A 14,928-nucleotide genomic window follows, 5' to 3' on the forward strand; every position below is an offset into this window, starting at 1 on the left:
GATGAAGACGCCGTTGGAGCCGGCAGCCCCGCCCGTCAACCGCTGGACGCTGCTCACTTCGTCCCGTTATTTCATTTATGTGCTTGTCGCCCCCTTGTTCCTGGTGCTGCTTGCTTATGTGGTGTTTCCGTTTTTTCAAACGTTTGTCGACAGCTTTAGGATTCAAGGGCAATTCTCGATGCAAAATTACGCCAAGTTTTTCAGCCTGAAGCATTCCGCGAACCTGGAGGCGCTTTGGACCTCCGTTTACATTTCCGTGATTAGCGTCATCACCTGTGCGATCGTCGGCGTCACGATGGCTTTTCTGCTGGAGCGGTACGAATTTCCGGGCCGCAAAATGTTAACGGTGCTGGCTATGGTGCCGATGGCGCTGCCTCCTTTAATCGGGGTGCTGTCGTTTACCTTTTTATACAGCGAAAGCGGAATTATTCCCCGCACATTGAAGCTGTGGTTCGATCTGGAGCAGGTTCCTTTTTCGTTAAAAGGTTTCTGGGGCGTTATTATGGTTCATACGTTCACGATGTACACGTATTTCTACATGACCGCCTCCACGGCGATTAAAGGTCTGGACCCTTCTCTGGAGGAAGCGGCCGCCTCGTTAGGCGCAGGACGCTTGTACGTATGGAGACGCGTCATCCTGCCGATGCTGACGCCGGCGATGGTTGCCTCCTCCTTGCTGGTATTCATGATCTCGATGGCTTCGTATACGGCTCCGCTTATTTTCGGCATCGACCGTACGATGACCATGCAAATTTATTTGTCGCGGACGAACGGCTCTCTGGATATGGCGGCGACGCAATCCACGATCCTATCGATCGTATCGATCCTCTTCCTGCTGCTGATGCGCTGGTATCAAGGGCTTCGCAGCTACCAGAATGCGAGCAAGGGGGTCAGCATTCACCGGACCGAAGTCAAGAGCGCGCTAGGCAAGTATACCGCTATGGCGCTTTCGACGCTCGGCGTGACGATCCTGCTGCTGCCCATTCTCGTGCTCGTGCTTATTTCCTTTTCCGTGGACGGGACGTGGACGTACCAAATCCTGCCGCCGGAATATACGACCAGACACTATGTAGAGCTGTTTACCGACAGCAAAACGTGGAGACCGATAGCGAATTCGTTCGAGATGAGCGCGATTGCCACCCTCGGCAACGTCCTGTTCGGCGTAGCGGCTGCGTATGCGATGGTTCGTCTGAAATTTAAAGGTAAATTTCTGCTCGACCTGCTGATCATGCTGCCTTGGGCGCTGCCCGGTACGGTCGTAGCGGTCAATCTGATTTCCGCGTTCAGCGAACCGTCTGTTTTCTCCTTCAATCAGGTGCTGATCGGGACGTTCTGGATTTTGCCGATGGCTTATTTCGTCCGGCATTTGCCGCTGGTCTTCCGCTCTACCTCGGCGACGCTGATGCAGATGGACAGTTCGGTAGAGGAAGCGGCCCGGAATTTGGGCGCTACGTGGTGGTACAGCTTTCGGCGCGTTGTGTTTCCGATGGCTTTAAGCGGTATTCTCGCGGGAACGCTGCTCGCTTTCGTGCAGGGCATCGGGGAGTTCGTTTCTTCGATCCTTCTGTTTACGAGCAGAACGTCGCCGATTTCGGTAGAGATTTTCCAGCGTATGTACGCCTTTGACTTTGGTACGGCATGCGCCTATGGGGTGCTGCAAATTGTACTGATCGTTATCGTTCTGTTCGTCACCCGTAAAATGACCGGAGGCAATGCCGGGTCCGCCATCTAAGGGGCTCCCGGAGGCACCCTTGTTCGCCAACCATTCGTTCGATCATCTCGCGGTGAATTCCTAGGGTTCGAATGCCGCGTTGTGATATAGGGCGGGAAACGGCCGTTTCCGCTTAATTAGGAAGGGATATAAGGAGGAACAGGATGAGTCTACGTGCACGCGTTACGAAGAAATATGTATCCGCCGTTACCGGTCTTGCCGTGGCAGGCACACTAGTTCTGTCGATGGCACCCGCGCCGGCGAATGCGGATCGTGGAGTCGTGGATCTGTGGAAGTCGATCAAGCCGTTAACGACCGTCGCTTCCGCCATGAACACAGGCGCCCACCCGGACGATGAGCACAGCGCGACGCTGGCTTACCTTTCTTTGGGCAAAGGAGTGAACACTTACAGTATCATCGCGAATCGCGGCGAGGGCGGACAGAACGAAATCGGCAGCGAGCTGGGCAACGCTCTCGGCATCATACGGACCCGTGAATTGCAGGAAGCCTCCAAAATTACGAATGTCTCGCTCCGTATGCTGAGTGAAACCATCAACGACCCGATCTATGATTTCGGTTTCTCCAAAAGCCCGGATGAAACTTTGCTGAAATGGGGAGATTCGGTTGTCTACGAACGGCTGATCAGGCAAATTCGCGAGCTGCGTCCCGACGTGGTCGTGCCTGCCTTTCTGAACGAAGATTCGACCCACGGGCACCACCGGGCTATTAATGTGATCACGGTGAGAGCTTATCAAGATGCCGCAGACCCGAAAGTGTTCCCTGAACATTTACAGAACGGGCTGCAGCCTTGGCAAATTAAAAAACTGTACGTGCCGGCAAACGACAAGACATACAGCGTAGCCGTTCCCGTGGGAGATTACGATGAAATTTACGGCGCCTCCTACACGCAGCTCGGGGAAGAATCCCGCTTCATGCATAAGAGCCAGGGCATGGGCCGCCATGTGGATGAAGGTCCGATCAACAGCTATTATACGTTATTGCAATCCACCGTACCCGGTAAGGAGAAGGAAAAGGACTTCTTCGAAGGGATCGCTTTTACGTTTGAAGATTTGGCCAAAGAGCTGGAAGCGAAAGGAAAGGATGCTCAAGTTGTCAAGGATTTGCGCAGGCTGCAAACCGATGCCGATCAGGTGATTGCCGCTTATCCCGCGTTTTCCGAAGTTGCCGGGAAAGTGGAGGCCATGAAAGCCGGCGTTCAGAACGCTTTGACGGATGTAGCGAAATCCGCTTTGGATCAGGCGACGAAATATGATCTGACTTACCGTCTGCACGTGAAGGAAGAACAGTTGAACAAAGCAAGCATGGAAGCTGCATCTTTGGTGGCCAAGGTGAAGCCGGAGACCGGTGAGCTCGTGCCGGGCCAAACGACGAAAATAACGGTGACCGCCTATAACGGCGGGAAGGTGCTGCTGAAGAACGTTACGCTGAAGCTGAACGTTCCGGAAGGATGGACGGCCAAGGCGGCGGACAGCAACGTTGTCGGGCTTCTCGCTTATAACCAGACGGCTTCAACGGTTTTTGAAGTAAACGTGCCGGAGGACGCGGCGGAATTTAAGCCTTATGACAAACCGATTATTACCAGCGATGTCGAATACGAAGTGAATGGAGTGAAGAACAAGGTTCAGGTTGTGCCGCCCAATGCGGTCGCCGTGCTTCCTCCGTTCTCCATGTCTCTCAGCCCAAGCGCGGCGATCTTGAATACATTGAAGACCGATGAGCCGATTCCTGTGAAAGTGACCGTGCGCAACTACAACCCGGGCGCAGCCAAGGCATCCATTTCGCTGAAGCTGCCGGAAGGCTGGAAGACGGATGCGGCGCAGGAACTGAGCTTCGCGGCCAAAGGGGAAGTGAAGTCCGTAGGCTTCTCGGTCGTCCCTGCTGCGCAAGTGGCGAACGGCAGCTACACGATTCAAGCCGTGGCTACGAGCGGAAGCAGCCAAACCTCGAGAGGCGCACAGGTGATTCAATACGCTCATATCGGCAAAACCTATATGCTGCAGCCTGCGGAGGTGAAGGTGGAGGCCTTCGATCTGGAAGTGCCGAAAGGCTTGAAGGTCGGCTACGTATCCAGCGGGTTCGACAACATTGACCAATACCTGCAGCAGGTCGGAGTCGACGTAACGAAGCTGGAGGAGAAGGACATCCAGTTCGGCGATTTGTCTTCCTATGACACCATCGTTCTGGGCATTCGCGCCTATGCTTTCCGGCCGGAATTGATTCCAAGCAATCAGCGGCTCTTAAGCTACGTGGAAAACGGCGGCAATCTCGTCGTACAGTACCATAAGCCGGAAGACAAGTGGTCCCCGGGCTTGGCTCCGTATCCGATTAAAATCGGAGAACCGTTGATTAAATGGCGCGTTACGGACGAAAATTCCAAAGTGACCCTGCTGGCGCCGGATCATCCGATGTTCAACTATCCGAACAAAATTACGGATGCCGACTGGAATAACTGGATTCAGGATCGTTCCGCTTATAACCCGGCGGAATGGGGTAAGGAGTACACGGCTTTAATTTCCAACGGCGATCCTGGAGAGAAGGAGTTTACCGGCACGTTCCTGACGGCTCCATACGGCAAGGGCATCTATACGTACAGCTCTTTGGTCTGGTATCGCGAAATTCCGAGTCTTGTTCCAGGCTCGATCCGGTTGTTCGTTAACATGATCTCCCAGCATCAGTAAAGGCGCGAACCGGAGGACCTTCCCGGGTCCTCCGGCATTCGAAAATTTCAGGTGAAGCGAGGCAACAGGAATCCATGAATGTAATGACGATCCACGGAAGAGATGCCGGGAAGCTTATGGCACAGGCACGATTTGCCGTTGTGCCTTTAGGGTCGATTGAGTATCACGGGCCGCATTCCCCGCTGGGAACGGATGTCCTGCTGGCTCAAGGCTTTGCCGAGAGGATCGATCCGGACCTGCAGCCGTTGGTCTATCCTCCCATACCCTATACGGCCTGCCCCGGTAAAACTCGTGATTACCCCGGGACGATTTCCATTCGACCGTCCGTATTCATCGAGTATTTGACGGACTTAACCGAGGGCATCTGTTCCTCGGGAATTCGCCGCATTCTGCTGCTTAACGCTCATGATGCCAACATGGGGCCTTCCAGAACCGTCGCGGAAGCCGTGACGGCCCAGTACCCTGACGCCGGCTTTTTATTGGTCAATTGGTGGCAGATGGTGGAGACGGGGCTCATGGAGCGGAAGGGATTGTTCCACGGAACGGCCGGACGCGGGCACGGAGGTCCTTATGAAATGTCCGCGGTCAAAGCGATGCATCCCGGCTTGGTCGAAGTGTCCGATTCCGACGTGGAGTTAGATTCATGTCCTCCTTTATCGCCGCTGCCTTATGTGCTTGTAGAAGGCAAACCTCAAGGCTGGGACGGCTATACAGGCAGAATCAAGCAAACTTCGCTGGAGGCCGGCAAAGTCATTGTGGAGGAAGCCTCGCGCCAGATGAACATGCTGATCCGGAACTGGCTGAAATGAGTAGAAAATAAACGGGAGGAATAGCCGTATGAGCTGCAAAGATCAGATTATCCAGTCGGAAGGTCATCTGTTTCCTGGGAAAACCTATGCCGAATGCGTATTGGAGCCCGCCTTTAACGAAGCCAAGAAGCATCTGCTGGGTCCGATGATGGCGATTAACAAAGCCCATCTCATCATGCTTGCGGAGCAAAAGCTTGTATCCCCCGAAGAAGCGGGGGCGATCGCCAAGGCTCTTCACGGGATCGATCTGGATAAACTCAGGCAATGCTCGTACACGGGACAATTTGAAGACCTGTTCTTCCAGGTCGAACATGAGCTGCTGGACAAAGCCGGGGATATCGCCGGCAATTTGCATCTGGCCAGAAGCCGCAACGACATGGGCATCGCCATCTACAGGATGACGCTGCGGGAGAAGCTGCTGGTTACGGTATCCTCCGCCTTGTACTTAAAGGAAAACCTGCTCGCTTTCGCCGAGGAGCATGTCCATACGATCATGATCGGCTACACGCATACGCAGCAGGCTCAGCCTACTACTATGGCTCATTACACCATGGCCGTCGTCGATTCCTTAAGCCGGGACGTAGAAAGGATGTTTCGCGCCTACGCAAACTGCAACCGCAGTTCCATGGGCGCGGCGGCTTTGACGACATCCGGTTTTGCTATTTCCCGGGAAAGAATGCGTGAATTGCTCGGGTTTGACGGCTTGGTCGAAAATTCTTATGACGCGATCGGAGGAGCCGATTATGTGGCCGAGATCTGCACGGCGGCTCAGCTGGCTGCGATAAATCTGGGCCGTGTCGTGCAGGATCTGCTGCTCTGGTGCACGCAGGAATTCGCCGTGCTTCAAGTATCCGCTCCATATGTGCAAATTTCATCGATCATGCCGCAAAAGCGCAATCCGGTTTCTCTAGAGCATATGCGCTCCCTGCTGTCCTCCTGCGTGGGCAGCGCGAATACGGTACTGACGATGATTCATAATACGCCTTTCGGCGATATTGTCGATACGGAGGACGACCTGCAGCCGTATGCCTGGAAAGCGCTGGCGATTCTGGATAACATCTATCGGCTGTTGGCTTCTGTAATTGGCACCATGGAGGTCAATAAAGAGGTGCTGCGCAAACGAACCGAGGGCAGCTTCGCTACCGTAACCGAGCTTGCCGACACCTTGGTGCGAACGGACGGGCTGTCCTTCCGCAAGTCCCACCATATCGTAAGCGGCATCGTAAACAAGGCGCTTGCGCAGGGCTTGGCGGCTAACGACATTACGCTTGGACTGGTGAATGAAGCGGCGCAAGACGTGATCGGCCGCAGCGTTTCTTTGAATGAGGAACAGCTGAGGCAAGCCCTGGATCCCGTTCATTTCGTCACAATCCGTTCGCTGCCGGGCGGGCCGAGTCCCCTTGAGATGGAGCGCATGATCGCAGACCGGAGGGAGCGGCATATCAGCCATTTGGAGTGGACTTATGCGTCCGAAGAAAGATCCCGTCAGGCGCTTCAACATTTGGACACGGTCATTCAAGACTGGAGCCGGTCTTAGTGGGCGCGCGGACATTCTCTCTGCTGGCCGTCGATGGCGGAGGCACGAAGTGCCGTGCGGTCGTTGCGGATGTTCGGGGCGGTTGGCTCGGTGAAGGTCGGGCCGGCTCCAGCAATTATCAAAGCGTCGGCCAAGACGCGGCCGCGCGGGAAGTTTCCTTTGCCGTGAAGGCGGCTTTGACAGACGCGGGTTATGCGCCGGAGCGGGACGGAAGCGGCGGCGTCAAGCTCGGCTGTGCGGTATTTGCTTTGGCGGGGCTGGATACGGAACAGGATCGGACTGTGCTGACGGCATTGGTAGTGGAAGTTCTTCACGGGCTGGACATTCAGGTTGACCGGTTAATCATTGAGAATGACGGCTTCGCCGCTCTGCTGGGAGCAACCGATGGGGCACCCGGCGTTCTCGTTATCGCCGGCACCGGATCGATCGTGTACGGCGTGAATAAGGAAGGGATGAACTGCCGGGCGGGGGGCTGGGGACACCTCGTAGGCGACGAAGGCAGCGGCTACTGGATCGGCAAAAAAGCCATCACGGCGGTTATGAAAGCCGAAGACGGCCGGGGGCGCCCGACCCGGTTAACGGAACGGCTCCTCTCCCATCTCGGCTTGAATAATGCCGAAGAGCTGTACAATTGGACCTTCTCTCCCGAATATTCGGTTGAACGGGTAGCCCAGCTGTGGGAAGTCGTCAGCCAAGCCTTGAACGACGGGGATGAGGCCAGCCGCTTGTTAGTTGAAGAGGCGGCTGATGAACTGTACCGGGGAGCGTCTGCCGTCATCCGCAATTTGAGTATGGAGAACGAGAAATTTTCCGTTATTTTGCAGGGAGGCGTACTGCAAAACGCGCCGTACTTGCGAGGGCTGATTTGCAGGCGGATCCGTTCCGATTTTCCTTCGGCTCAGTGGGATTCCGCCAAGAAAGAACCGATTTACGGCGTTATTTCCATGGGACTGGCTCATATACGCCAAATAGGGCTGCACGAATCGTAGCTCCAATCTTATGGAGGTGAATGGCATGGAAAACAAAAAGAAACTGCTCTTTATTTTTGCGCATCCCGACGATGAATCGTTTGCCTGCGGGGGGACGATGGCCAAATGCTCCAGCATGGGTCATGAGCTCGTTCTGGTATGCGCCACATCGGGTTGTAAAGGCAGATGCGGCCCGTTTTCCTTCCAAACGCGTGAGCAATTGGTTGCCCATCGGGAAGGGGAGCTGAGGCAGGCCTGTCATATTCTTGGCGTCTCGAGCTTGATTCTTTACCGGTATCCGGACGGATATTTGAAGGACCAGGACCGCACGGAACTGATCGGGAAATTGAAAGACACGATTGTCGATCAGCAGCCTGACGTTGTCGTTACTTTTCCGCCGGACGGGGTTACGGGACATCCCGACCATATCGCGATCTCGGAAGCTGCGGAGCAGGCGATGCTGCTGGCGGAGGAGCTGCTTGCACGGAACCGGCTCCCGGCGTTCTATTATTCGTCGATTCCTCATTACTATAAGCACTGCGCGGACAAAGGCCCGGACCGGTTATTTCCGATTACCGGCAAGGTCGATATTCGTGAATTCCGCGCGATCAAGGGACAGGCGCTGCAAGCCCACCAAAGCCAGGTTTACTCGGTTAATCGCGCTTACCCCGGCGTCATGGAGGGCGACTTATCGGTCATCGGACCTTATGAATACTTCACCCTGGTTCGTCAACATGGACAACCGGTACCTATAAACAAGGATGTCAAGGACATTCCGCTCATGGAGCTGATCTAAAACATTCCATGCGGGTATTTCCGTTTAGGGATGCGTATTCTTGTCAAAAATGAGATACTAAAAGCACTAAAAGACGGGGAAAAGGGGCCTGAACATGAATAAAGCGGGTTTGCTGCGTGAACCGAAACAACGGAAGCTGCTGTTCAGCGCTGGACTTAGCTGGTTATTCGATGCGATGGAAGTCGGGATGATCTCATTTATCGTTGCCGCGCTAGCTGTCGATTGGCATTTAGACGCGCAGCAGGTTGGATTTCTGACAGCGGTTAATTCAATCGGAATGGCCGTCGGAGCGGCAGTGGCGGGCTCGTTTGCGGATCGGTACGGACGCCGGGCCGTGTTGCTCTGGACGCTTCTCATTTTCTCTGCCGCAAGCGGGCTGTCCGCCCTGGCGACCAGCTTTGCCGTATTGTGCGCGCTTCGCTTCATCGCAGGCTTCGGATTAGGCGGGGAGCTTCCGGTCGCTTCAACGCTTGTCTCCGAGTCGGTGCCTGCCCATGAGAGGGGGCGTGCCGTTGTGCTGCTCGAGAGCTTCTGGGCCGGCGGATGGATCGTCTCCGCACTGATCGCCTATTTCATCATTCCTCATTATGGCTGGAAGACTGCCTTTATCATCGGCGCTTTACCGGCATTATACGCTTTGTACCTAAGACGGGCGATACAGGATTCGCCTCGTTATACCGCGCAGCAAGACCGAAAGCTGTCGTTTGGGGAGCGGCTGGCTTCCGTATGGTCATCGTCGCACCGCAGATCCACGATCACGCTCTGGATCTTGTGGTTGATGGTCGTATTCTCCTATTACGGCATGTTTCTGTGGCTTCCGTCCGTTATGGTGATGAAGGGCTTTAGTCTCGTGAAAAGCTTTCAGTACGTCTTCATCATGACGCTTGCACAGCTGCCCGGATATTTTACCGCCGCTTACTTGATTGAAAAGTTCGGCCGAAAGTTCGTGCTCGTCACCTACCTGCTGCTTACGGCTGCCAGCGCTGTATGGTTCGGTAACGCCGGTACGGAAGCGATGCTGATCGCGGCCGGGGCTTCCCTCTCCTTCTTTAACCTTGGGGCCTGGGGAGCCATGTATGCCTACACACCGGAGTTGTACCCGACGGCAGTCCGCTCCACGGGTGTCGGGCTTGCGGCTGCCTTCGGACGGATCGGCGGTGTAATGGGTCCCTACCTTGTAGGCATACTGATAGCACAAAACGTTGCGCTTAGTTCGATATTTATAATATTTTTCGTTGCCATTATTATCGGAGCGCTTGCCGTGTTATTCTTCGGAAAGGAAACAAAAGGGACGAACCCGGATCAAGTCGCCGATGAGCGCAAGGGCAGGCAGTGAAACAAATAGGCCCGCGATCTCGTCTGAATTTGGAAGGGTGACGATAATCGTATAAACGGAGAAGGATTACAGGATGCAAAATCGGATAAAGACATTGGAATTTAAAAGAAAATGTTTGGAATTTCATTATAGTCAAGCGGCAAATGCGGCTAACGCATTGACGCCTGATCGTTTCCATGTATGCGTGAGCGAGTTTGCAGCTATGATGGAGGTCATGCATACCTGTATTGAAATCGCCAGATCTTGTGTATTTGATAATAACGCTGTTGATTTCAAAGCGTATCTGAAAAGCATGGATGATGAAGTGAAAGCGGAGTTGCTTTATATACAGCAATGGGTTGAAGCCAACAGAGTCGATCATCTCATTCATTTGCGGGAAACCCCTGAATTACATGCGGTCATCAAGCCGCTGCCTAAGCGTCATGAAACCGGATATTATCAACAAAGGGAATTAGTTCCTTATATGATGAAAGTAAAAGGTTTGGCTGAACAAGTCATATCCGATTTGATGGATCTGTACAGGCAGGATCATATAAGCTTTGATCAAAGCTGGAGAACGGTTGATGTGTACAGAAGTTCTCTGGCTTGTAAAGCTTGCGGTACGCAGGTTACAAGGACGCTAAGGCACCTGGGGGATTTGAGAGAAATTTCTTTAAAAGAAAAAGAAAGTTATGTACCGCGATTTTCCTATGTTTATGGGCATGAAATCATTAGGGCCGATCTTCTTCCCTACCAGGGTGCGAATGAAATAACGGATGCTGAACTTATCGTCCATATCGAAAGTCTGGATACGACGACAATCCGAAAGACAGCGGGCGGATGCTGCGGTCCTGATGCATCGGTTTTTAATATTTTTTGTAAAAACGGACATCCTATCGGAAAAGAAGGTTCCGATTGCTGGATGCCGCACTTTATACGCATTCCTTTGCAAGGTATCAAGAAGCATGACCTGATCAGATCGAAAGTTCGTCAAATACAGTCTCCTTCCCGCGCTCAATCGCAGAGGATTAGCCCATAAGGACCTGGCGGTGATCTTCCGCCAGGTTTTTCTTCGTTCGCGCGCCTCGCGCCCAGCCAGTAGGGGCACAACTAACGGGAGCGAGTCCGGTCGAGGCAAGCAAGTGTCCAAGTGTCCCCGGCTTGTCATCCGTTGACATAGCAGGATTTGCCAAGTAAGATAAATTAACGGATTCGCACAGTTGATTTGAAACCTTATACAATACTTGTAAGCATGACGATGCGACGTCCATTTTTATCAATTATCGGGGTGCAATTTTTATGGCAAGCATTAAAGATATCGCCCAATTGGCTAACGTTTCCCAGGGAACCGCCTCTATTGTGCTAAACGGCAAAGGAGATCAATACCGCATTTCCGCCCTCACGCAGCAAAAAATATATGAGGTTGCCAGGCAGCTCAACTATCGGCCCAATATTTCGGCCAGACGTCTTCGAAGCGGAGGCGAAACGGTACTGCCGATCATCGCTCTCTTCTGGGCGCTGGATACCCGAACCGTGTTAATCAGCCGGTTTTTGCACGGGCTGCAGAAGGAGCTTGCTTCCATAGAAAGTGAGTACGAGCTGCTCATTCAGCCTTATGTCGGCACCAAATTGAAAGAAATGCGAAGCTTGATTACGGGCACAAGGTTTAACGGTGCAATTATCGCTATTCCTACGGAAGAAGACGAGGAATTTTTGGAGCAGGCTCAATTGAATGTGCCTATCGTGCTGTATCAGAGAAGTTCGGCAAAATATGCTTCGGTGTACGTTGACAGCTACGGAACGGGGAAAGACGTTGCCGCCATGTTTGCCGCGCGGGGACACCGTAAAGTAGGGGCGCTCGTGCCGAACGTTTCGTCCAAGGCGATACGGCTTCGCAAGGAAGGCTTCTTGGCGAAAGCCGCAGAGCTCGGTCTGCATGTGGAGCCGGAGCATATCCTATTCTCCGATTTCTCGGAACGCGGAGGGTATGAGGCGATTCAGCGGATGGTTGAGACCGACGGGCAGCTGCCGTCCGCATTGTTTGTCATCAGCGATCAAATGGCGGTCGGTGCATTGTCGGCGCTGCACACCTATGGAAAGCGCGTCCCGCAGGACATCGAAATGATCGGCTATGACGACGATGAAGTGACCCGGTTTACGATCCCATCCTTGTCAACCGTACACTTGCCTGTAGAAGAAATGGCCGGCGAGTGCGTCCGTATGCTGACGGATTTAATGCATCACAAAACGACGGGGCCGTCATCAAAAATCTTCGATGCGCATATCGTCGTTCGCCAGTCGTGCGGGGCCAATTGAATCAAGCGAAAGCGAAGGAAGACGGGCCGGGCGCTCAACCGATGGGAATCGGTTGAAGCGCCCGGTCCTTTTTTAGCCGTCGAAAGGGGCTCCGATCAGGTGCTTTTTTTCTTGCTAAAACGTTTTTACAAAAAGGATTGACGTGAAAGCGTTTGTAAAATATAATAAAAACGTATTAGCAATACGATTTAGCAAAACGTATTAGCAAGAAGCGTCAGACCGCATTGCTTGCAAGGAGGTGAAGCATGGCCAGTATTAAGGAGATCGCTCAATTAGCAAACGTATCTCAAGGAACGGCATCCATGGTACTGAACGGCAAGGGCGATCATTATCGGATATCGGCCGCTACGCAGGAGAAGATTATGGAGGCGGCCAGGCGGTTAAACTATCAACCGAACATCTCGGCCAGACGCTTGCGAAGCGGCGGAGAAACCGTTCTTCCGATCATTGCGTTATTTTGGTCGATCGATACCCGAGCCGCGCTCATCAACCGGTTTTTGAAAGGGCTTCAACAATCCATCAATGCCATAGCGGATGAGCAAGAATACGAGATATTGATTCAGCCTTACGTTGGCACCAAGCTGAATGAAGTTCACAGTCTGCTAACGGGCACGCGATTTAACGGGGCGATCATTGCGAACCCGACAGAGCAGGATGAAGCGTACTTGGAAGAAGTAACCCCGATGGTGCCGATTGTAATGTACCAACGCAGTTCCAACAAATACTCGTATGTCAATGTCGACAGTTATTTGACCGGCGAGAAAGTGGCGGAGTTGTTTGCGAGCCGCGGCCATCGTCAGGTGGGAGTGATTGTACCGGACGTTTCTTCCAGCGCGATCCGGCTGCGTATGGAAGGGTTTCTGAATAAAGGACGCGAGCTGGGCATGGAAATTCAGGAGCAGCATCTGGTGTTTGAAGATTTTTCCGAAAGAGGCGGTTATCAAGCCGTGCAGCGTCTGCTCGCTCATGGGAGCGCTCTTCCTACGGCGTTGTTCTCCGCGAGCGACCAAATGGCGGTCGGCGCGTTGATGGCATTAAACGAAGCGGGGAAAGCGGTTCCGCAAGATGTGGAAATCGTGGGTCATGACGATGATGAAATTACGCAATACACAGTGCCGACGCTGACGACGGTTCATCTGCCCGTTGAACAAATGGCGGACGCCTGCTTCCATTTGCTGGCCGGGATGATGCAGCATCGGTATCAGCAATCCGTCAGTAAAGTGTTTGAGACGCATCTGGTCATTCGCCGGTCCTGCGGCGATTTTCAAGGAAGAACAAGCAGCTTAAATGCGGATTCGGACGTCACATAGCAGGATCGACGCTGGAACGCTTTAAGATATAACCAACAACTACGGGAGGGTTTCACGAATGAAATTCAAAAGGGTGTCGGCGATTCTTGCATCAACCGCGTTATTTACAGTATTTGCAGGTTGTTCGAACAATAGCGACCAGCCTGGCGCCGGACAGCCGGCCGCGAGCGGCGGAACGGCTTCGCAGAGCGGACCGGTCAAGATCGATTATTGGGGCGGCTGGACGGGTCCCGACCTGGAAACGATGAAAGGCTTGGTTGAAAAGTTCAATGCCGAGCAGAGCAAAATTCATGTTGAATTCAGCTCGATGCAGTGGACGCCGTTGTTTACGAAATTTTTGACCGAAATGAAGGGCGGAGAACCGCCGGAGGTTCTGGCTATGCATCCGTTCGAAATCGGACAATTTGCCGAGATGGGCGTATTGGATGCGAAAACCGTTGAGTCGGTCAAGATGAATAAAGCGGATTACTCCGAATTTGCCTGGGGCGGTACGCTGTATAAAGGAACGCAATATGCGGTGCCGCTTGATGTGCATATGCACGGTGTTTTCTATAACAAAGATCTGTTCGCTAAAGCCGGTGTAAGCGCTCCACCGACAACGGGAGAAGAACTTATCGCCGCCGCCCAGAAGCTGACGGTAGACAAGAACGGCAAGCATCCGAACGAAGCGGGCTTTGACGAGAACAACATTACACAGTACGGCTTAGGGTTCAGCATGAACCATCACGCGTTCTATCAGTTCTACGCTTTGCTCAACCAACAAGGAGACAATCCGTTCAAGGAAGATATGAAGAAGCTGGTGCTCGACGAGCAAAAAGCGGCTAAAGCTTTAGGCTTCCTGGAGGATCTGATCTTTAAATACAAAGTGGTGCCTAAAGGCCAAAAATCTCCTGTCGATGACTTTACGTCCGGCAAAGTGGCAATGATCGTGGACGGCCCGTGGCAAATGCCGAAGCTGGAAGCTTCCGGCATCCAGTGGGGCAGCGCGCCATACCCGAAAGTGTTCGATAAGCAGGCCGCATGGGGCGCAGCAGAAGTTCTGACCTTCCCGGTGAACTCGAAGGCAAGCGCGGAAGAGAAAGCCGCTGCCGTTGAATTCGTGAAATGGCTGGACAAAAACTCGGGCGATTGGGCCAAATCCGGACAGCTTCCTTCCAGCAACGCAGGTATGGAAGTCGCCAAGAAAATGCCGGGCCGCGATGCATTTGTGAACAGCCTGAACAACGCGGTTCTCTTGCCGGCGCATCCGAAAGCCGCTCAGTTGTTCTCCAGCACGGCGCCAAGCCCGATCTTGACGGCTGCGCAGGATGCTGTGTTGAACAACAAGGATCCGCTTGAAATCGTGAAGAAGCTGCAGAAAGATATGGACGCCTTGCTCGCGGAATAATCCCGATCCCACCAAGGATACGGCCGAATGAACGTTCGATCGATCGTCCGTTCGGCCGTATCCGATTCACTTATCAACTA

11 protein-coding genes are annotated in these 14,928 nt (G+C 53.3%); all 11 read left to right on the plus strand.

What is annotated here, in order from left to right:
- Position 1: 1 nt before the first annotated feature.
- The 11 genes from FKP33_RS09110 to FKP33_RS09160 all read left to right on the plus strand — a co-directional run bounded on the left by FKP33_RS09110 (position 2) and on the right by FKP33_RS09160 (position 14,848).
- On the plus strand, positions 2 to 1,732 hold the full coding sequence (locus tag FKP33_RS09110) for an ABC transporter permease (RefSeq protein WP_141334631.1): 1,731 nt from the start codon (positions 2 to 4) through the stop codon (positions 1,730 to 1,732).
- A gap of 143 nt (positions 1,733 to 1,875) precedes the next feature.
- Positions 1,876 to 4,410, plus strand: coding sequence for an NEW3 domain-containing protein (locus tag FKP33_RS09115; RefSeq protein WP_141334633.1), 2,535 nt, complete (start codon positions 1,876 to 1,878; stop codon positions 4,408 to 4,410).
- Positions 4,411 to 4,484: 74 nt separating this feature from the next.
- Complete coding sequence (locus FKP33_RS09120) at positions 4,485 to 5,219, plus strand: creatininase family protein (RefSeq protein WP_127606421.1); 735 nt, start codon at positions 4,485 to 4,487, stop codon at positions 5,217 to 5,219.
- A gap of 28 nt (positions 5,220 to 5,247) precedes the next feature.
- Positions 5,248 to 6,756, plus strand: a complete 1,509-nt coding sequence (argH, locus tag FKP33_RS09125) for an argininosuccinate lyase (protein ID WP_141334635.1) — start codon at positions 5,248 to 5,250, stop codon at positions 6,754 to 6,756.
- Positions 6,756 to 7,745 (plus strand): N-acetylglucosamine kinase, encoded by a 990-nt coding sequence (locus FKP33_RS09130; protein WP_141334637.1) that lies wholly within the window; start codon positions 6,756 to 6,758, stop codon positions 7,743 to 7,745. The genes argH and FKP33_RS09130 overlap by 1 nt, the downstream gene beginning before the upstream one ends.
- Before the next feature lie 25 nt (positions 7,746 to 7,770).
- Positions 7,771 to 8,520, plus strand: coding sequence for a PIG-L deacetylase family protein (locus tag FKP33_RS09135; protein ID WP_127606415.1), 750 nt, complete (start codon positions 7,771 to 7,773; stop codon positions 8,518 to 8,520).
- A gap of 94 nt (positions 8,521 to 8,614) precedes the next feature.
- Positions 8,615 to 9,856 (plus strand): MFS transporter, encoded by a 1,242-nt coding sequence (locus FKP33_RS09140; protein WP_141334639.1) that lies wholly within the window; start codon positions 8,615 to 8,617, stop codon positions 9,854 to 9,856.
- A 73-nt stretch (positions 9,857 to 9,929) separates the two neighbouring features.
- Positions 9,930 to 10,874 carry a hypothetical protein gene (locus tag FKP33_RS09145; RefSeq protein WP_127606411.1) on the plus strand — a complete coding sequence of 315 codons (945 nt, stop codon included), beginning with the start codon at positions 9,930 to 9,932 and terminating at the stop codon, positions 10,872 to 10,874.
- A 260-nt stretch (positions 10,875 to 11,134) separates the two neighbouring features.
- Positions 11,135 to 12,151: a LacI family DNA-binding transcriptional regulator gene (locus tag FKP33_RS09150; RefSeq protein WP_141334641.1), complete on the plus strand. Its 1,017-nt coding sequence runs from the start codon at positions 11,135 to 11,137 to the stop codon at positions 12,149 to 12,151.
- 245 nt (positions 12,152 to 12,396) lie between these two features.
- Entirely contained in the window at positions 12,397 to 13,461 is a 1,065-nt protein-coding gene (locus tag FKP33_RS09155; RefSeq protein WP_141334643.1) for a LacI family DNA-binding transcriptional regulator, read from the plus strand.
- Positions 13,462 to 13,519: 58 nt separating this feature from the next.
- Positions 13,520 to 14,848 carry an ABC transporter substrate-binding protein gene (locus FKP33_RS09160; RefSeq protein ID WP_127606405.1) on the plus strand — a complete coding sequence of 443 codons (1,329 nt, stop codon included), beginning with the start codon at positions 13,520 to 13,522 and terminating at the stop codon, positions 14,846 to 14,848.
- Positions 14,849 to 14,928 lie beyond the last annotated feature (80 nt).

The sequence above is a fragment of the Paenibacillus sp. tmac-D7 genome (assembly GCF_006519665.1).
Taxonomy (GTDB): Bacteria; Bacillota; Bacilli; order Paenibacillales; family NBRC-103111; genus Paenibacillus_G; species Paenibacillus_G validus.

Coding starts and splice junctions, on each gene's coding strand:
- FKP33_RS09110 (WP_141334631.1), top strand. CDS start 2: ATGAAGACGCCGTTGGAGCCGGCAGCCCCGCCCGTCAACCGCTGGACG.
- FKP33_RS09115 (WP_141334633.1), top strand. CDS start 1,876: ATGAGTCTACGTGCACGCGTTACGAAGAAATATGTATCCGCCGTTACC.
- FKP33_RS09120 (WP_127606421.1), top strand. CDS start 4,485: ATGAATGTAATGACGATCCACGGAAGAGATGCCGGGAAGCTTATGGCA.
- argH (WP_141334635.1), top strand. CDS start 5,248: ATGAGCTGCAAAGATCAGATTATCCAGTCGGAAGGTCATCTGTTTCCT.
- FKP33_RS09135 (WP_127606415.1), top strand. CDS start 7,771: ATGGAAAACAAAAAGAAACTGCTCTTTATTTTTGCGCATCCCGACGAT.
- FKP33_RS09140 (WP_141334639.1), top strand. CDS start 8,615: ATGAATAAAGCGGGTTTGCTGCGTGAACCGAAACAACGGAAGCTGCTG.
- FKP33_RS09145 (WP_127606411.1), top strand. CDS start 9,930: ATGCAAAATCGGATAAAGACATTGGAATTTAAAAGAAAATGTTTGGAA.
- FKP33_RS09150 (WP_141334641.1), top strand. CDS start 11,135: ATGGCAAGCATTAAAGATATCGCCCAATTGGCTAACGTTTCCCAGGGA.
- FKP33_RS09155 (WP_141334643.1), top strand. CDS start 12,397: ATGGCCAGTATTAAGGAGATCGCTCAATTAGCAAACGTATCTCAAGGA.
- FKP33_RS09160 (WP_127606405.1), top strand. CDS start 13,520: ATGAAATTCAAAAGGGTGTCGGCGATTCTTGCATCAACCGCGTTATTT.